This is a genomic window from Sulfurovum sp., assembly GCF_041562805.1.
Classification (GTDB): domain Bacteria; phylum Campylobacterota; class Campylobacteria; order Campylobacterales; family Sulfurovaceae; genus Sulfurovum.
This window is the reverse complement of the sequence record NZ_JBFFOH010000047.1, coordinates 1-17,191: the sequence shown is the minus strand read 5'-3', so window position 1 is coordinate 17,191 and position 17,191 is coordinate 1. Positions and strand designations below refer to the sequence as shown.

Below are 17,191 nucleotides of genomic sequence, written 5' to 3'. Positions count from 1 at the left end.
AAAGTTTCGCTTACCGTCAACGGCAGCCGTTTCGACATCGAGCTCGAGGAAGATTTTGCACAGTACCTGGTCAAACAGATGCAAAAAGATTTCAACACCGAAGGCAACAACGACGCCAAAACCCTTCTCTATGCCTATGTCCGAAGAAACGCCGAGCTTTTTAAGCAAGAAGAGGAGATACTTAAGATGTTACATAAATTGAATGATGACATTGCATAAGTTTTATGTCAGTAGAGAAAATAATTTAGCAAGGTGATCAAAGTATGAGAAAGATAGTTGCAGTTAGTGTATTAGTTTTACTGTTTTTTAGCGGTTGCAGCCAAGAGGCTGAAACAGTACATAAATTGGATTGTATTTTGAACGGTGTCATTTATAATAAAACAGGTAAAGTTGTAAGTTTTACAAGAGAAGACGCTATAAAAAATGGCTATGAATACTATTTTCGTATCCAAAATGATGGTACTTTGATCGTCAATGATGCAGATATATATATTAAGGATATAGGTATAGAGAAAAGTTACTCTTTGCAAAGAGAGACAAAAGTCGATAAAAATATGAAGTTTACGTTTAATGAAGCATTTGATGATGTCCGATTTTTGATCGTAAATAAAGAGATTGAGTACAGTTATACATGTTCACAAGAAAAGCAGTAGTTTAAATGGAAAAAAATAGAGAATTTGAGTTTACGATAGAGTCAGGAAAAGCTGAACGCCATTACTGGATGGACCTTTGGCGCTATCGTGAACTCTTTTACATCTTAGCGTGGCGTGATATAGCGGTTCAGTATAAGCAGACTATCATGGGAGTCTTATGGGCTGTCCTACGTCCATTACTGACAATGATCATCTTTGTGGTGGTTTTTGGAAAGATCGCTAAACTTCCCAGCGAAGGAGTTCCCTACCCGGTGTTTGTCTTTGCTGCGATGCTCCCGTGGACATTTTTCGCAACAGCCTTTGCTAGTGCCGGCAATAGCCTTATTGGGAATGCAAACCTTATTTCTAAAGTCTATTTCCCACGACTTATTATTCCTGCGGCGTCTATTATTGTCGCGGTGGTTGACTTCTTGATCTCTTTTACGATCTTAATCGTTTTGATGTTTTGGTACAACTACTTTCCAACATGGCATATGTTGACCTTGCCACTCTTTTTATTGCTAGGTTTCTTTGCCGCCTTTGGTTCGGGTCTTTTTATAGCTTCGCTCAATGTAAAGTACAGAGACTTTAAATTTATCATCCCTTTTGTGGTGCAACTTGGTCTCTACATCTCACCGGTTGCCTTCAGTACAACACTTGTGCCTGAGAAGTATCAGTTGCTTTACTACTTAAATCCTATGGTCGCAGTGATAGATGGTTTTCGCTGGGCAATAAGTGGCGGACAGACGGCTTTTAATATGACAGAAGTCATTGTTTCTGTTGTCATTGTAAGCCTATTGTGCCTCTTCGGCGCTATCTATTTTAGAAAAACTGAAAAAACTTTTGCGGATGTGATCTAATGAACAAAATAGCCATAAAAGTTGAAAATCTTGGTAAAAAGTATGTCATAAACCATGAAACCGGAAATGGCGATGATAACTTTCGTGAAGTAGTCATCAGAAATACAAAAAAGACTATTGCTTCTTTAAACCCATTTAGTAAACTATCAAAAAATGACGTTCAAAACACTACAGAAGATTTTTGGGCACTTAATGATGTCAGTTTCGAGATCAACAAAGGTGACAAAGTCGGTATTATTGGACGAAATGGAGCAGGTAAATCGACACTTTTAAAAGTACTTTCTCGTATTACAGAACCCACAACAGGGAAAATTCACATCAATGGCCGCATTGCCAGCCTTTTAGAAGTAGGTACAGGTTTTCACCCTGAGTTGACGGGCCGAGAAAACATCTACCTTAATGGTGCTATCTTGGGCATGAGCCGTAGAGAAATTAAATCAAAATTCGATGAAATTGTAGCTTTTGCAGAAGTAGAAAAGTTTCTCGATACACCTGTGAAGCGTTACTCAAGTGGTATGTATGTTCGTCTGGCTTTTTCTGTTGCTGCTCACCTTGAACCAGAGATTCTGGTTGTGGATGAAGTGTTGGCCGTAGGTGATGTTGAGTTCCAAAAAAAGTGTCTCGGAAAGATGAAAGATGTGTCAGAAGAAGGACGCACGATTTTGTTTGTGAGTCATAATATGAATGCGATTGAACATCTTTGTGATCATGTTATCGTCATGAATAATGGACGGATGGTTAAAAAAAGTGATAATGTCCGTGAGGCAATACATAAATATTTAGCTTATAATGAAGAACGTGTCGATCAGAGTGAATGGATTAATACGCAAAACCAATATATGGATGAAAATTTTCAACTGACTTATTGTGCTGTCCAGGATAAAACAGGTAAAGTGTTAACACAACCAGCACGAAATGATGGAGACATCAATATCGTAATTGAAGGTACAGTGCAAACATTAGATAAAGCATTACAAGTGGGTTATGCACTGTACGATGAAGAAAATAGATTATTGTATTGGTCAATCTTTAATGATGCTGCTGAAGCTGAATGGCCTGAAGTAAAAATAGGTACAAATACTTTTGTAACATGTTTACCAAAACGATTTTTAAATGAAGGAACCTATCGATTAGAAGTGATAATAGCTTTATATTTTAGATATTGGATTATAGAGCCTCAAAAAAACTCTCCTTCGATTTTTTTTACTATTCAAGGTGGGTTAAGTGATTCCCCATATTGGATGATAAGAAGACCGGGTATATTAGCGCCGGAAATAAAATGGGAGTTACAGTAAATGCTTTTCCCGGAAAAAGTAAAGTCAATAAAAGCAACAGATAAAGTTCTAGAAGTTGGTCCAGGTGGGACTCCATTCCCGAGGTCAGATGTATTATTGGAAAAAATATTCAGTGAAAAAGATGCCAAAGAACAAAGAGGCCTGACAGAAGCTTTAGACACTGATCAAAAAGTCGTTTATTATTCAGGGGGAAAGTTCCCATTTGAAGACAATGAATTTGACTATGTTATTTGCTCTCATGTTCTTGAACATATTCCTGAAAATGAGTTTGTTAGTTTTGTTAATGAACTACAACGAGTTGCTAAAAATGGTTATATAGAATATCCGACGATTTATTATGAGTATTTGTATAATTTTAAAGTACATGTAACACTTTTAAATTATAAAGATAATGCTATTTATTACATGGATAAAGATACAAGTAATCTAAACAGATTTTTATCAGTACAAACATTTTTTTATGAAACGTTACAGCATGGATATGATGAAATAGTAAGAGAAAACAAAGCATATTTTTTTCAAGGTTTTGAATGGGAGCATAAAATCAATATTATAAAAAGTGATGATATGCAAGACTTTCTTTCTTTTCAAATTAAATTAGTGAACAAAAATCAATTGTCAAGAAAACGTAAATTTATAAATATTATAAAACAATATATTAGGAAAATAATTTAATGAGAAGACTACTAAAAAAACTTGGTTTTGGGTATTTGAAGCAAATTTTCAAAATTTTCAAAAATTATTTAGACTATAGAAAAGAGTACAAAATTTTTAAAGCTACGAATGGACAGAGGTTCCTAGTTGAAGATAAGGATAAATATCCTTTGCTAAATGATAAAAGTAAGACTACAGGCTTTGATAAACACTATGTATATCACACAGCATGGGCAGCAAGAAAGCTTCAAGAAATTTCACCTAAAGAGCATATTGATATTTCTTCTTTATTGTATTTCTCAACAATTGTTTCAGCTTTCATACCAATTCGGTTTTATGATTTTAGACCTGCACATATTGAACTTGATAATTTACATTGTGAACATGCTGATGTTACTGCCTTGCCTTTTGAAGACAATTCAATTAATTCATTGTCTTGTATGCATGTCGTTGAGCATATTGGTCTTGGACGGTATGGTGATCCTATAGATATCAATGGAGATTTAAAGGCAATATCGGAATTAAAAAGGGTGCTGTCCAGGAAGGGCTCTTTATTGTTTGTCGTGCCTATTGGTCTACCGAAAATCATGTTTAATGCCCACAGGATTTATTCTTATGATCAAATATGTTCATATTTTGAGGAATTTGAATTAATGGAGTATGCTTTGATCCCAGATATGTCTAATGAAGGTTTGATTATAAATGCAACAAAAGAACAGTCAAATTTACAACATTATGGGTGTGGGTGTTTTTGGTTTAAGAAAAAATGATTGCTTTGTGGTCATGGCACAATGATAGATTAGATATAGTATTAGTTAAGCGATAAGGATATTTAGTATGTTATTACAAGAACTTTTTGAACACAAGGTTGTTGTGAAAATTACTGGTGGGCTTGGAAACCAGCTTTTTCAATATGCAATGGGTAGAGCACTTTCTATTGAAAAAAATATTCCTTTATGGCTCGACATTAGTTTTTTTAAAAATGATGAATCATATAATAGAATCTATCTTCTAGATAAACTTGATATACACTATGACAGAATATCTGAGCAGCCATATTTTCAAACACGATATACAGATTACTTTGTTAAGTATTATAAACGACTAGAAGTGTTGTTCTGCCCTAATAGCAGGGTTTTTGTAGAAGAACCATATTCTTTGGAAAATGAAGAGACGTCCTTACAAAATTATTTTCGTGGAGGACCTTATAATAAATTTTATAATGAGATTTTTGATAGCTATTCAAAAAATGTCATATTGAATGGCTATTGGCAAAGTGAAAAATATTTTAAAAGATATAAAGATGTCATAATTCATGATTTCAAAATAAAGGCAGAGATACCGGATAAAGTACATGCTATTGCAGATGAGATTGATAATGTAAATTCAGTATGTATTGGAGTACGTCAATATACAGACTCGAAAGCAAGCGTCAATCATTTTAAACTTAATGCAGATTATTATAAAAAAGCAATTGAAATCATGTCTAAAAAAGTTGAAAATCCACATTTTTATATTTTTACGCTTGAAACGAAATGGGCAAAAGTTAATATAAAATCAGAACATCCGATTACAATAATTGAGCCTCATTCAGCGAGTGAAGAAGCCCATGTTGATCTTTATTTGATGGCCAAATGTAAACACTTTATTATCGCTAACAGTACTTATCACTGGTGGGGTGCATACTTGTCTGATAATAAAAATAAAATTGTGGTTGCCCCTGAAAAAGGTTGGGGAAATGAGTACCCGATTCCTGAAGAGTGGATAAAAATAAAGGGTGAAACTAATGCTTGTTAGTGTAGTAATGCCTGTTTACAACGGTGAAAAGTATATTGCAGAAGCCATTGAAAGTATATTGGATCAATCTTTTAAAGATTTTGAGCTTTTGATTATTAATGATGCTTCTACTGATAATACAGTGTCAATAATAAAAAAATATAATGACACACGAATACGGCTTATCCATAATGATGAAAATTTAGGATTGGCACGGGTACGAAACATTGGTATAGAAAATGCAGAAGGCAAGTATATAGCATGGCTTGATGCTGACGATATTAGTGTTAATACACGTCTTGAAAAACAAGTCTTATTATTGGAAAAGAACCCTGATGTTGGACTTTGTGGTACCTGGGTAAAAACTATAGGCGCAGTTGAACATGTATGGCAATATCCTACCATTTCCAAAACAATTAAATCGGTAATGTTATTTGATAATACATTTGCTACATCTTCAGTCATGCTTAGGAAGGAAATTTTGTATTCGCATAATATCAGATTCAATGTCGATTACCCGCCAGCTGAAGATTATGACCTATGGGAAAATATCTCTTTACATACAGAAGTTGTAAACATACCGAAAGTATTAACACTCTATCGTTTACATCCTGCTCAGACTACTTCTTCTGATGATGCAAAAGTCAAACAGCTTAAATCTGCATGGGCAATTCAAAAGAGAATACTGTCTTATCTTGATATTGATCCTGATGAGAAAGAAAAAAAACTGCATATAGGAATCGGTCTCCAGTATAATTTTACTTACAATAATGACGAAGTAAAAGAGGTAAATGAATGGCTCCATAGATTGTACTTTGCAAATCTTGAGTACCATAAATTTGATCATCATGCATTTGCAAAAACTTTAACGAAGAGTTTATATAATGTGTATAGTGCTTCTTCCTGTAAAGGGCTTAATCCCTTGAAGTCTTTTTCTAAAGCATCTTTTTATAGGCTTACTGTAAGTAATTTATATTTATTGGTAAAGTTATCTATTAAAAAGTATAAATAATAAAAAATTGTAGTCTGGATAACAACATGAAAAAGACTAAAATAGCCATCACTCCAGACAGTTTAGGACATATGGGAGGAACTAGGAGCTTTTTACTAACATTACTATCTCTTCATCATAAAAATAATATAGCAACAGTACTAGCTATACAGTCAAATCAATTAGATAAACTGTTATTAGAGTTTTGCGTAGTTAAAGATATTGAGATTTTATTGCTTAAGCCAAGAGGCAGGCTTTTTCATAAACCGTACTTTTCTATTTTATATGACATTTATGTCTATCTACAATTACAAAGAAAAGTCAGACCCTCTTTAATATTGGCATCGATTGGATCACCGAGACTACTTACGGGACTGTTTTTTTTCAACACACCTCTAATATATTATGTACATACCTATCCTGAGATGTCCAGCAGGAAGTCAAAAGGTATGGATCTGATTACGAAATATTTAGTGAACTCTAAACAATTTGTCATATCAGTTTCTAATTTTTCAAAAAGTGTAATTTCACAATATATGAACGTTCCAGAAAAATATATTGATGTTATTTATAATAGTGTTGAAAATACCAATAAAGCAGTTGTAAGTACAGAAAAAAAAGATATTATCCTCACTGTTGGTCATGTAGAGGAATATAAAAATCCAAACATTTGGTACTTGGTAGCCAAAGACGTCATTAAAGAGATGCCATCGAGTGTTTTCCAATGGGTAGGCGAAGGATCTTTGTTGGAAAGTATGCGTGAAAAAGTCAAGAAGGATAGATTAGAAAAGAATATAGTTTTCGAAGGGCTATCGAATAGTGTGAATAAGTTCTATAAGAGTGCTACAATATATTTTCATCCTAGCCTAATAGAGAGCCAAGGTATTGCTATAGCAGAAGCAATGTCATTTGGATTACCATGTGTTGGGTCCAACATCGGTGGTATTCCAGAGTCTATTTTAGATCAGGAGACAGGATTTATTTTAAATGTAGACGATGTTAAAGGTTTTTCTGAAAAGATATGTCTTTTATTGAAAAATGAAAAAACAAGGAATGACTTTGGTGTCAGGGGACAAAAACTTGCAGCTGAAAAATTTAGCAAAAGTACACAAGAAGAAAAAATTATGACTATGTATAATCAAATCTTAGAAGAAGTAAAATAACATGCCCGAAGCAATGTTTGTACCTAGGTGCCCTCTGAGAACAGCAATACTATTCCTAGTGTTTAACAGACTAGACACCACAAAGCAAGTTTTTGAAGCTATTAGAAAAGCGAAGCCGCCAAGACTTTATATAGCTGCAGATGGAGCGAGAGAATCTAAAGTTGATGAAGATGAAAAAGTAAAAGCTGTTAGAGACTACATCATGTCAAATATAGATTGGGACTGTGAAGTACAGACACTGTTTCGTGAGAAAAACCTTGGTTGCAAAATAGCAGTGAGTAGTGCTATTGATTGGTTTTTTGAAAATGAGGAGATGGGAATAATTCTCGAAGATGACTGCCTTCCTAGCCAGAGCTTTTTTTGGTTTTGTGAAGAGCTGCTTGAGAAGTATAAAAATGACATGAGAGTTGGACAGATAAGCGGGGATAACTTTCAAAATGGCATTAAACGAGGTGATGCAGACTATTATTTTTCTATTTATAATCATATTTGGGGATGGGCTAGTTGGGCAAACAGATGGGAAAAATACGATGTCGAATTAAATAATATAAAAGATACAGTGTTCATAGACGATCTAATTCTAGAAAAAACTACAAAGCTACATTGGATTAAGGTATTAAGAAAGATGAAGCAAAAAAAGATTGATACATGGGATTACCAATGGACTTTTACTTTGTGGAACAACAAGCAATTAACAGTTTTACCAAATGTTAATCTTGTAGAAAATATTGGTTTTGGTATAGATGCAACACATACACAAGGTGAAAGTGAATTTGCAAATTTAAAATCATATGGACTTGTTTTAAAAAATCATCCAATCAAAGTCTTACGAAATTATGAAGCTGATGAATTTACATCAAGACTTATTTTCAATCAGAAATCTATATTTATACGAATTGTTGATAAACTTAAAAAAATAATAGGGACACAACTATGAATTGCCCATTATGTGAAAGCAATGATATAAATACAATAGAAAAAATAGATGCAAAAAGTTTAATAAAGTTATATGAAAAAATGACAGATATAGATTTTTCATATTTGATATATCAGGACATAGAGTACTGTGAATGCCAACACTGTAAACTTAGGTATTTCAATCCATTAATTACTGGTGACGAACAGTTTTATAATTCACTTCAAAAATTTGATTGGTATTATATGAATGAAAAGGATGAATACAATGAAGCAAAAAAGTACATCAAGGCAACCGATAGAGTCCTAGAAGTTGGAAGTGGCAAGGGTGCTTTTGCCAAAGATTTACCCACAAAAGACTATGTAGGATTAGACTTTAGCTTAAAGGCTAAAGAGATGGCAGCAGAAAATGGCATTTTCATTGAAAATGAAATGGTTCAAGACTATGCCGATAAAAATTTAAATAAATTTGATATAGTAGTTAGCTTCCAAGTTTTAGAGCATATTCCAAACCCTAAAAGTTTTTTAGAAGCAAAGTTGAAAGCTTTAAAAATTGGGGGCAAAATGATTATAGCTGTACCAAGTGAAGATTCATTTCTTAAATATGTAACTAATGGAATTTTAAATATGCCCCCACACCATGTTACAAGATGGAGTGACGACACACTTAGATATATCGCTGATGAATATAATCTAGAATTGCTCGCCTTACAACATGAAAAAGTACAAAAAACTCATGAGTTGTTGTACGTAAGTACATCTATTGAAAACAGTTTACTTAAGCCAAGATTGTTAGATATTTCATTTCTAAGAAAAGCTATTTCTAAGTTAGTCAGTATATATTCTAAAGTTTTAGTCAAAGGTGTGAATAAAGAAATTTCATCTAATGGTCACACTGTAATCGCAGTCTATCAGAAAAAATGAAAGTTCTTATTGTAAACACATCAGATGTACAAGGTGGAGCAGCCAGAGCTGCATACAGACTTCATAAATCTCTTCTAGTGCAAAATATTGACAGCAAAATGTTGGTACAAAGTAAAAGTAGCGATGACTTTACTGTGGAAACAACAAGCAGTACAAAGATGCAAAAGGGTCTAAATAAACTTCGACCAATGATTGACAGTATTCCTGTTAGATTTTATAAAGAGCGTACTAAAACAGTGTTTAGCCCATCTTGGTTTGGCTTTGGTGATGTGATAGATAAAATAAATAAGATAAATCCAGATATTGTTCACCTGCATTGGATCAATGATGGAATGATAAAGATAGAAGATCTAACACGTATAAAAGTACCTGTGGTATGGAGTTTACACGATAATTGGGCTTTTACAGGGGGGTGTCACATAAAATGGGAATGTGAAAAATATAAAGAGAGTTGTGGCGCCTGCCCAAGGCTTGGTAGCACTAAAGAAAATGACTTAAGTCGAAAAATATTCAAAAGAAAAGAACGAACTTTTTCACAAATGTATAATATGACAATAGTCGGACTAAGCAGTTGGCTAAATGAATGTTCTAAAAATAGCACATTACTAAAAGACAAAAGACATATAAATCTACCTAACCCAATTAATACAGATTTATATAGACCGTTTCACAAAGAAAGATCAAGAGAATTATGGAATTTGCCTAAAAATAAACAACTTGTACTTTTTGGTGCTAAGGATGCAACTAGTAATATTAATAAAGGATTTATAGAGTTAGGCGAATCCCTTCATCAACTTGAAAGTAATAATATAGAGTTTGTAGTATTTGGTGGTACTGAACCTAAAGATTCACAACATTTTGGATTTAAGACACATTATTTAGGGTATCTCCATGATGATATTAGTTTGGTCACACTCTATAGTGCAGTTGATGTAATGGTAGTTCCAAGTCTTCAAGAAAATCTATCCAATGTAATCATGGAAAGTTTAGCTTGCGGTACTCCGGTAGTCGGGTTTAATGTTGGAGGCAATAGTGACATGATAGAGCATAAAAAGACTGGATATCTAGCCAAGCCTTTTGAGTCAACTGATCTTACTAATGGAATAGAGTGGGTGTTAAACAACCCAGACTATGATGAGTTATGTCAAAATGCAAGAGAAAAAATTGTAAGTACTTTTGACAGTATTGTCGTAGCCAAGAAGTATATAGAACTTTATAAGAATCTGTTAAATGACTAATGTGACCTCAATATGTTTAGATAAAAACTTTAGTACCACACAACTTCTAACAAAAGAAGCACCCGATGTTAGCGGTAATATTAAAGAAATAAGTAGTGATACAAATAAAGCTTTTGAAACTGTACTTTTTTTACCAGAGGGTGAAGGACGGCAGGGAGAAGGTGGTCTTAGAACAGAAGGGTATTTTAAAAGGTCCTATAATAATAGGCCGTTAATAACAGTTGTCACTGTGGTCTTTAATGGCGAGGCTTATTTAGAAGAGACAATCAAAAGTGTTATAGACCAGACCTATGATAATGTTGAATACATTATTATAGATGGTGGCTCAACTGATGGCACGTTGGAGATAATAAAGAAATATGAAAGTCAGATCGACTACTGGGTCAGTGAAAAAGACAGCGGTATTTATGATGCTATGAATAAAGGGGCATCTTTAGCGAGAGGTGACTATGTAGCTTATTTAAATGCAGATGATTGGTATGACCTCTCTACAATTGACGATGTTGTTAAAGCCATCTTGGGTCATCGAACAGTTGATTTCATTTACGGAAATGTTGCTATTGTAAAAGATGGTGTGCGAATAAAGACCTTTTATCCAAAGATAAAAAAGTTTAAAACTAAAATGCCTTTTGGGCACCCAAGCCTGTTTTTAAAAAGAGAAGTTTTACTGAAGCTCCAATTTAGTTATGAGTACCCGGTAATAGCCGACTATGACTTGATCATAAAACTAATTATAAACAAATATACATCCGTCCATGTCAATAAACAGCTGACTCATTTTCGGTTAGACGGGGTGTCGTCAACAACCAGTTTAAAGCAAGAGCATTATAGACTCTATAAAAACCACTTCGGTTCTCTTCATGCGCTAGTCTATCTTATAATACAGAGTGTCAAAGACATTATTAAACCCATTATAAAAAAATGAAAGGTGTCAAAATGTCTGTAATGTTTAGTTTGATTGTCGCAACTATAAACCGTTACAAAGAGCTTGAAACACTGCTTAAGAGTTTAAAAGACCAAACATTATCACCCGATGAGTTCGAAGTGATTGTTGTTGACCAAAACCGACAGGACTTCTTAAAACCCTTAATAGACGAGTACTCTTTATATTTGAACATCAACTACATACATTCTGATAAGCAGGGGTCCTCTTTACATAGGAATATCGGTTTGGATAATGCTAAAGGAAGTATTGTATGTTTTCCGGATGACGATTGTACATACTATCCAGACACTTTAGTGAATGTAATGAACTATTTTAAAACAAATGAGAGTGTTGATTGCTTACTGGGGCAGATCGTTGATGCAGATAATAAGAAGATTATTAGAGATTGGCCTGAAAAAGAGATTAGAGTAGGCGAACACAATTTCTTTATGCTTTATTCACAGATAACTGTTTTTACCAAGTGCATGGACGTTCGCTTTGATGAGAACTTTGGAGTAGGCGTTAAGTATGGTGCCTATGAAGATGCTGACTATGTATTTAACTTACTCAAAAGCAGTAAACTGTTTATGTATACCCCTACAATAAAAGTCTGGCATCCAGAGCTCAATGTAAAAGTTATGAACCTCCAAAAAATAAAAAATTACTCCATGGGATTTGGCGCCTTTTGTAAGAAACATCTGTCTTGGAAAATAGGTTTTCTATTTTTTCAAGCTATAGGTTTTCATATGTTTAAACTTAGTCTGGGGCTTGTCAGATTAAACACTGATGACATCAAAAAAAGTTATTCATCCATTTTGTACAGGCTGAAGGGCTTTTATGAGTACCAATAAAAGCATGGTAAATTTTGTATCTATTATCATCCCTACATACAATGCCCAAAAATATTTGGCAAAGTTACTGGATAAAGTTAAAGCACAATCAATAAAAGATTTTGAATTGATCATTATGGATTCGTCATCACAAGATCAAACCGTAGAGCTCGCAAAGCAATATACTGACAAAGTAACAGTTATTCCGCAACATGAATTTAGCCATGGCGGCACTAGAACCAAAGCAGCAAAAACGGCAAAGGGAGATATATTGGTATATATGACCCAGGATGCACTGCCCTTTGATGAAAAGAGTTTGGAAAAGCTCACAGCTGTTTTTGAGGATGAAAAAGTTGCGGCTGCTTACGGAAGGCAGCTTCCTTATCCAAACGAAAAACTGTTTGGACAGCATCTTCGTTTGTTTAATTATGGAGATGAGTCTTATAAACGGACCTATGCAGATAAAGAGACATTTGGTATAAAAACTGCATTCCTGTCGGACTCCTTTGCTGCTTACCGTCGTGATGCTCTTGAAGAGATAGGCTGGTTTAAAGAAGATCTGAACTTCGGAGAAGATATGCATGCGGGTGCCAGGCTGCTAAAAGCGGGATATACATTGGCCTATGTTGCTGATGCCAAGGTCTATCACTCTCACAGCTATACGCTTAGTCAAGAGTTCTGGCGCTATTTCGAAACAGGAAAATTTCACCAGCAGGAGCACTGGCTTCTGGATGAGTTCGGAAAACCGGAGGGTGAGGGGATGCGTTTTGTCAAAAGCGAATGGAATTTCTTGATACAAAAAAAGAGGTATCACCTCTTGGCGTTGTCATTAGTGCGAAATGCTGTTAAACTACTCGGATACAAGTTCGGCAAGAGTCTGTATAAAATGTCAAAGGGTTCACAAAAGTAGCTATGAAATATATATTTTTTAAACTTATCCTGTATACAGGTCTATTGTCTGTCAATCTTGTTTTGACATCCTGGATGGTTTCCGGACTGATCGAGGACATCGCATCGCATCCATGGTCCAAGTATGTCTGGCAGCTGGGTGTCTATCTACTGTTCTATTTCTATTTTAAGCTTTTTCATAACCGCATGGTGACCTCAAATGAGTTCTATTTGATCCTAAAGGCGAATATACTTGCGTTGATCACCATCTTTTCTATTATTTTTCTTTCAAAAGAGGCAGAAAGCTACTCAAGAACGTACGTCCTGATCTTCTTTATGCTTAACAACCTGCTGCCTATATCTGTCTATTTTATAAAATACAGGATGATGAGGCTGCCATGGCTGCGTGAAAACGTTATTGTGGTTTGTGACGAGAAGGGACGTGAAAGCATAGATCATTGGTTTCAAAGAGATAATGCCTTTGGTTTTGATGTTGCAGAGTATATTGTTATCGGTGGTGAAAAACATGAGGTGCAGAAAAAGCTTGAAAGTGTTCTAAACGAAAAGCAGTACCATACTGCCATCGTCGCCATAGATAATTACTCTATTAACAGGATCTTTTTTTATATGGAGTTTTTGCAGCACCATATCAGCCGTATCATTGTACTGCCAAGAATGACAAAGCTGCCATTGGTGAATGCAGAGATATTTTCTTCGGTCAACCATAAGGGTTTGGCATTTGCAATTAAAAACAATTTGCTTAACCCCGTCGATAGAGTGTTTAAAGAGATCTTTGATGTTATTGTGACGACTGTCTTGATCATTTTGACATCTCCTTTGCTTCTGGTTTTGTTTACCCTTGTATTTTTTGCAACAAAAGGAAAACCGTTTTTTAAACATCAACGTATTGGGATAGGGGGGAAGCCATTTTTTGTGTACAAATTTAAGACCATGCGGGATGATGCTGCATTGGTGCTCAAAGAACTGCTTGAGAGTGATCCTGAAGCCAAGCAGGAGTGGGAGCGTGAATTTAAACTAAAAAACGATCCGCGTATTACAAAGATAGGAAAGTTCCTTCGCAAAACGTCCCTTGACGAGCTACCACAGCTACTGAACGTTATTAGAGGCGAGATGTCACTGATCGGTCCAAGACCGATCATAGAAGATGAGGTCAAAAAGTATAAGGAATATTACAGCTATTTTACAGCTGTCAAGCCTGGCATTACAGGGCTGTGGCAGATCAGCGGGCGCAATGATGTCGATTATGACGAACGGGTGCAGCTGGATGTGTGGTATGTCCGGAACTGGTCGGTAGAGATGGACATAACGATCCTTATAAAAACAGTGGTTGTTGTTTTGAATGGAAAGGGAAGTTATTGAAATTTTAATGCTTGAGTTTAAGATGGGAGGATTTATGAGACAAGCTACTCTCTGCAAAGAGAAACACGGATCGATACAAACATGAAGTTTGAATTTACTAAAACTTTTGATGACGTTAGGTTCTTGATACTAAATAAGGACATAGCGTATACTTATGATTGTTCACCGGAAAAGTTGTAAATAGTTTTTAAGTCGATAAAGTTATAGGTTATATTCTTCAGCAAGCTGTAAGAATAGTTAATCCATAATAGTTTTCAGGTTACAAGAGTAGCCAAACTTTATAATTTAAAGGAGTTCTTATGAAAAGAGCTGGTTTTACAATGATCGAATTGATCTTCGTTATCGTTATTTTAGGTATTTTGGCAGCGGTTGCGCTTCCTAAATTTGCTGGTGTTTCTGATCAGGCTAATGCACAGAAGTGTAATGCTTTCGTTGGTACACTAAACCGTACTGTTGGACCATCTATGTGGTCATCATCTATTGCTAACGATCTTGGCGGTAACATTTCAACATTTACTACGTCTGATGGTACTTTCCTGGATCCAACAACTTATTTAGCAATCAATGATGTTCCTTATGAGTGTCTAGGTAATGATGTTGGACCTGCTGCTGATGGTACTCTATGGACTGCTACTTCAGCTCCTACTAATCTAGGTACACGTACATTCGGTACAAGTACATATTACCTGAATTTTACATCTATGGGTGACTTCAGTAACTCTGCTCGCTGGACTTGGGAAAAATAAGTTTTTTCTCACATTCTCAGGCTTTGCCTGGGAGTTGCAACTTCTACTACCTTCTTCATTCTCTTTAAAATCTTCTAATATTTTACTTTTTAACACTATTACCGTTAAACATCTATATTTGTACTAGCAGATTAGTAAAATAACATGTTTTTACATTTGAGTGTTTTAGTTTAGTACGGACATGAGATGTTTATGGTATAACTCTGTGAAAGCATTAGGATATGGATTGAAAAACACTCTACTAATAATCACTGCCGTTTACATCTTTGGAATCCTAGTGTGTTTTCCACTGATTTATGATGTGTTTACGACAGAATTTTTGTGGTTCGATGGAAACCCTGTCCCTATTTTTACACCGGATGCCGGGCTGCATGGATTTTATGCCAAATCTATATTAGCCGGAGTAACTTACCCGTTTGGTGCCGAACATTTTTTAGGTTATGTCATTTCGGCTGTAGTGACTGTGACCGGTTTTCCTATTGACTGGGTCATGCTCTTTTTACCTATAGTCATCGCTCCTTTGATCGTCATACCTATGGTACTGTTTGCAAAAGCTGTAAATGACATTAAGTTAGGAGCTATTGCAAGTCTGTTCGCCGTGTCACTTAGTTACTTTTATGGCAGGGTCTCTCTTGGGTTTACAGACACCGATATGTTCACGCTTCTTTTTCCGCTGATAACAGTTCTGTTTATGGTTTTGTCACTCAAGCAGCAAAAGCTTATATTTGCACTGTTTGGTGCTGCCTCTATGTTGATGTTCAGCCATATCTATCACTCTTCCGCATCCATTAACCTGCTATTGCTAGGTAGTTTTGGACTTTTTACTTTGGTCTATATGCGAAAAGAGAGTTTTGTCTACTATGCATTTTTACTGATGAGCATAAGCATTGTGCCTATGGGCTTTTTCACTGCTTTAAGTGCTATGGGTGTGTTATGGGGGCTGTTGGAGTTTATCAATAGAAAAACCTCGATCCCTTACTACTATTTTTTATCAGTATTTTTGGTCGTGTTGGCACTCTTGCCTTTTGTCGTAGACCTATCGTACTTGTATAGTCGGGCACTGGATTACTTTGACAAACAAGAGTACTATACTATCGTAGGTATTAATGGTACGTACACGTTTCAACACGGCTTAAAGACTGTTGCAGAAACAGAAGTAATTGACTTTTTGCACACGATGCTCTCCTTTAATATCTCAAAGGTGATGGTCGTACTTTCGATCATAGGGTTTGTTCTACTGCTTAAAAAAGAGAAATATTATTGGCTGTTAGCACCGTTTGCACTGTTGGGCAGTTTTAGTTTTTTTGCAGGTTATCGCTTCTCATTTTTTTATACACCTGTCTACGCTTTTGGTTTCAGTTACTTTATCATCGCTGTATCCTCCATGCTGCATAAACGATACAGTGTCGAACGAGTATCTGTTTATTTGACCTTTTTAGTACTGCTTTTTCATATGCTCAACATCTTAGAGATGAATAAAGGCAGTTATGTGAGGATGTTAGCGTATAGTGAAGAGAAAGAGGTACTTGAAAAACTTTCAACAAAGTTGACTAAAGATGATAAGATCGTTACTTGGTGGGATTTTGGCTGGCCATTATGGTACTTTAGCGGGTATAAAAACACCTTAGTAGACAACGGTGCCCATGGCGGGCCTGACTCATACATGATGTCTAAAATATTGACAGAGTCAAACCAGACTTTTGTAGCAAATGCGGCGAAGTACTTTGCAAACAATAAAAAGACAGCATCGAAAGAGGGACACGGCTACGTCACACCTTATTTGGCATCAAAGTATGACTTGAAAGAACTGTTTAGTTCATTTTACACATCTCATGACATTAAAGCTGAACAAGATACCTATATAGTACTTCACAGAAATATGGTGACAATATTCAATACGATCGTGAGCTTTTCTGATTTTAACTACCTTGATGTAAATGATAAAACAAAAGATGAGTTCAAATTTCGTTTTTT

Annotated in this window: 18 protein-coding genes; all 18 read left to right on the top strand. The window is 35.3% G+C overall.

The window, feature by feature from the left end; translation table 11 throughout:
- The coding region (locus ABYK33_RS07595) for a hypothetical protein (protein WP_373032467.1) at positions 1 to 219 on the top strand (219 nt) is incomplete at its 5' end.
- Positions 220 to 263: 44 nt separating this feature from the next.
- Positions 264 to 653, top strand: coding sequence for a hypothetical protein (locus ABYK33_RS07590; RefSeq protein WP_373032466.1), 390 nt, complete (start codon positions 264 to 266; stop codon positions 651 to 653).
- A 5-nt stretch (positions 654 to 658) separates the two neighbouring features.
- Entirely contained in the window at positions 659 to 1,492 is an 834-nt protein-coding gene (locus ABYK33_RS07585; RefSeq protein WP_373032465.1) for an ABC transporter permease, read from the top strand.
- Positions 1,492 to 2,787, top strand: coding sequence for an ABC transporter ATP-binding protein (locus ABYK33_RS07580; RefSeq protein WP_373032463.1), 1,296 nt, complete (start codon positions 1,492 to 1,494; stop codon positions 2,785 to 2,787). Before ABYK33_RS07585 ends, ABYK33_RS07580 begins: the two co-directional genes overlap by 1 nt.
- Positions 2,788 to 3,462 (top strand): methyltransferase domain-containing protein, encoded by a 675-nt coding sequence (locus tag ABYK33_RS07575; RefSeq protein ID WP_373032461.1) that lies wholly within the window; start codon positions 2,788 to 2,790, stop codon positions 3,460 to 3,462.
- Entirely contained in the window at positions 3,462 to 4,211 is a 750-nt protein-coding gene (locus tag ABYK33_RS07570; protein WP_373032460.1) for a DUF268 domain-containing protein, read from the top strand. The genes ABYK33_RS07575 and ABYK33_RS07570 overlap by 1 nt, the downstream gene beginning before the upstream one ends.
- Positions 4,212 to 4,278: 67 nt before the next feature.
- Positions 4,279 to 5,238: an alpha-1,2-fucosyltransferase gene (locus ABYK33_RS07565; RefSeq protein ID WP_373032458.1), complete on the top strand. Its 960-nt coding sequence runs from the start codon at positions 4,279 to 4,281 to the stop codon at positions 5,236 to 5,238.
- Positions 5,228 to 6,229, top strand: coding sequence for a glycosyltransferase family 2 protein (locus ABYK33_RS07560; protein WP_373032456.1), 1,002 nt, complete (start codon positions 5,228 to 5,230; stop codon positions 6,227 to 6,229). The genes ABYK33_RS07565 and ABYK33_RS07560 overlap by 11 nt, the downstream gene beginning before the upstream one ends.
- A 26-nt stretch (positions 6,230 to 6,255) precedes the next feature.
- Positions 6,256 to 7,371 (top strand): glycosyltransferase family 4 protein, encoded by a 1,116-nt coding sequence (locus ABYK33_RS07555; RefSeq protein WP_373032454.1) that lies wholly within the window; start codon positions 6,256 to 6,258, stop codon positions 7,369 to 7,371.
- A gap of 58 nt (positions 7,372 to 7,429) precedes the next feature.
- Positions 7,430 to 8,308, top strand: coding sequence for a glycosyltransferase family 2 protein (locus tag ABYK33_RS07550; RefSeq protein ID WP_373032453.1), 879 nt, complete (start codon positions 7,430 to 7,432; stop codon positions 8,306 to 8,308).
- Entirely contained in the window at positions 8,305 to 9,210 is a 906-nt protein-coding gene (locus tag ABYK33_RS07545) for a class I SAM-dependent methyltransferase (protein WP_373032452.1), read from the top strand. Before ABYK33_RS07550 ends, ABYK33_RS07545 begins: the two co-directional genes overlap by 4 nt.
- Positions 9,207 to 10,448: a glycosyltransferase family 4 protein gene (locus ABYK33_RS07540; RefSeq protein ID WP_373032451.1), complete on the top strand. Its 1,242-nt coding sequence runs from the start codon at positions 9,207 to 9,209 to the stop codon at positions 10,446 to 10,448. The genes ABYK33_RS07545 and ABYK33_RS07540 overlap by 4 nt, the downstream gene beginning before the upstream one ends.
- Positions 10,441 to 11,373 (top strand): glycosyltransferase family 2 protein, encoded by a 933-nt coding sequence (locus ABYK33_RS07535; protein WP_373032450.1) that lies wholly within the window; start codon positions 10,441 to 10,443, stop codon positions 11,371 to 11,373. Before ABYK33_RS07540 ends, ABYK33_RS07535 begins: the two co-directional genes overlap by 8 nt.
- Before the next feature lie 11 nt (positions 11,374 to 11,384).
- Positions 11,385 to 12,224 carry a glycosyltransferase family 2 protein gene (locus ABYK33_RS07530; protein WP_373032449.1) on the top strand — a complete coding sequence of 280 codons (840 nt, stop codon included), beginning with the start codon at positions 11,385 to 11,387 and terminating at the stop codon, positions 12,222 to 12,224.
- Positions 12,211 to 13,113, top strand: a complete 903-nt coding sequence (locus tag ABYK33_RS07525; protein ID WP_373032448.1) for a glycosyltransferase family 2 protein — start codon at positions 12,211 to 12,213, stop codon at positions 13,111 to 13,113. The genes ABYK33_RS07530 and ABYK33_RS07525 overlap by 14 nt, the downstream gene beginning before the upstream one ends.
- Before the next feature lie 2 nt (positions 13,114 to 13,115).
- On the top strand, positions 13,116 to 14,471 hold the full coding sequence (locus tag ABYK33_RS07520) for an exopolysaccharide biosynthesis polyprenyl glycosylphosphotransferase (RefSeq protein WP_373032446.1): 1,356 nt from the start codon (positions 13,116 to 13,118) through the stop codon (positions 14,469 to 14,471).
- Positions 14,472 to 14,770: 299 nt separating this feature from the next.
- Complete coding sequence (locus ABYK33_RS07515) at positions 14,771 to 15,217, top strand: type II secretion system protein (protein WP_373032445.1); 447 nt, start codon at positions 14,771 to 14,773, stop codon at positions 15,215 to 15,217.
- 205 nt (positions 15,218 to 15,422) lie between these two features.
- A partial coding sequence (locus tag ABYK33_RS07510; protein ID WP_373032443.1) for an STT3 domain-containing protein occupies positions 15,423 to 17,191 on the top strand: 1,769 nt, incomplete at its 3' end.

Excerpts from the sequence above, each read along its gene's own strand:
- ABYK33_RS07590 (WP_373032466.1), top strand. The coding sequence starts at position 264 with ATGAGAAAGATAGTTGCAGTTAGTGTATTAGTTTTACTGTTTTTTAGC.
- ABYK33_RS07585 (WP_373032465.1), top strand. The coding sequence starts at position 659 with ATGGAAAAAAATAGAGAATTTGAGTTTACGATAGAGTCAGGAAAAGCT.
- ABYK33_RS07580 (WP_373032463.1), top strand. The coding sequence starts at position 1,492 with ATGAACAAAATAGCCATAAAAGTTGAAAATCTTGGTAAAAAGTATGTC.
- ABYK33_RS07575 (WP_373032461.1), top strand. The coding sequence starts at position 2,788 with ATGCTTTTCCCGGAAAAAGTAAAGTCAATAAAAGCAACAGATAAAGTT.
- ABYK33_RS07570 (WP_373032460.1), top strand. The coding sequence starts at position 3,462 with ATGAGAAGACTACTAAAAAAACTTGGTTTTGGGTATTTGAAGCAAATT.
- ABYK33_RS07565 (WP_373032458.1), top strand. The coding sequence starts at position 4,279 with ATGTTATTACAAGAACTTTTTGAACACAAGGTTGTTGTGAAAATTACT.
- ABYK33_RS07560 (WP_373032456.1), top strand. The coding sequence starts at position 5,228 with ATGCTTGTTAGTGTAGTAATGCCTGTTTACAACGGTGAAAAGTATATT.
- ABYK33_RS07555 (WP_373032454.1), top strand. The coding sequence starts at position 6,256 with ATGAAAAAGACTAAAATAGCCATCACTCCAGACAGTTTAGGACATATG.
- ABYK33_RS07545 (WP_373032452.1), top strand. The coding sequence starts at position 8,305 with ATGAATTGCCCATTATGTGAAAGCAATGATATAAATACAATAGAAAAA.
- ABYK33_RS07540 (WP_373032451.1), top strand. The coding sequence starts at position 9,207 with ATGAAAGTTCTTATTGTAAACACATCAGATGTACAAGGTGGAGCAGCC.
- ABYK33_RS07535 (WP_373032450.1), top strand. The coding sequence starts at position 10,441 with ATGACTAATGTGACCTCAATATGTTTAGATAAAAACTTTAGTACCACA.
- ABYK33_RS07530 (WP_373032449.1), top strand. The coding sequence starts at position 11,385 with ATGTCTGTAATGTTTAGTTTGATTGTCGCAACTATAAACCGTTACAAA.
- ABYK33_RS07525 (WP_373032448.1), top strand. The coding sequence starts at position 12,211 with ATGAGTACCAATAAAAGCATGGTAAATTTTGTATCTATTATCATCCCT.
- ABYK33_RS07520 (WP_373032446.1), top strand. The coding sequence starts at position 13,116 with ATGAAATATATATTTTTTAAACTTATCCTGTATACAGGTCTATTGTCT.
- ABYK33_RS07515 (WP_373032445.1), top strand. The coding sequence starts at position 14,771 with ATGAAAAGAGCTGGTTTTACAATGATCGAATTGATCTTCGTTATCGTT.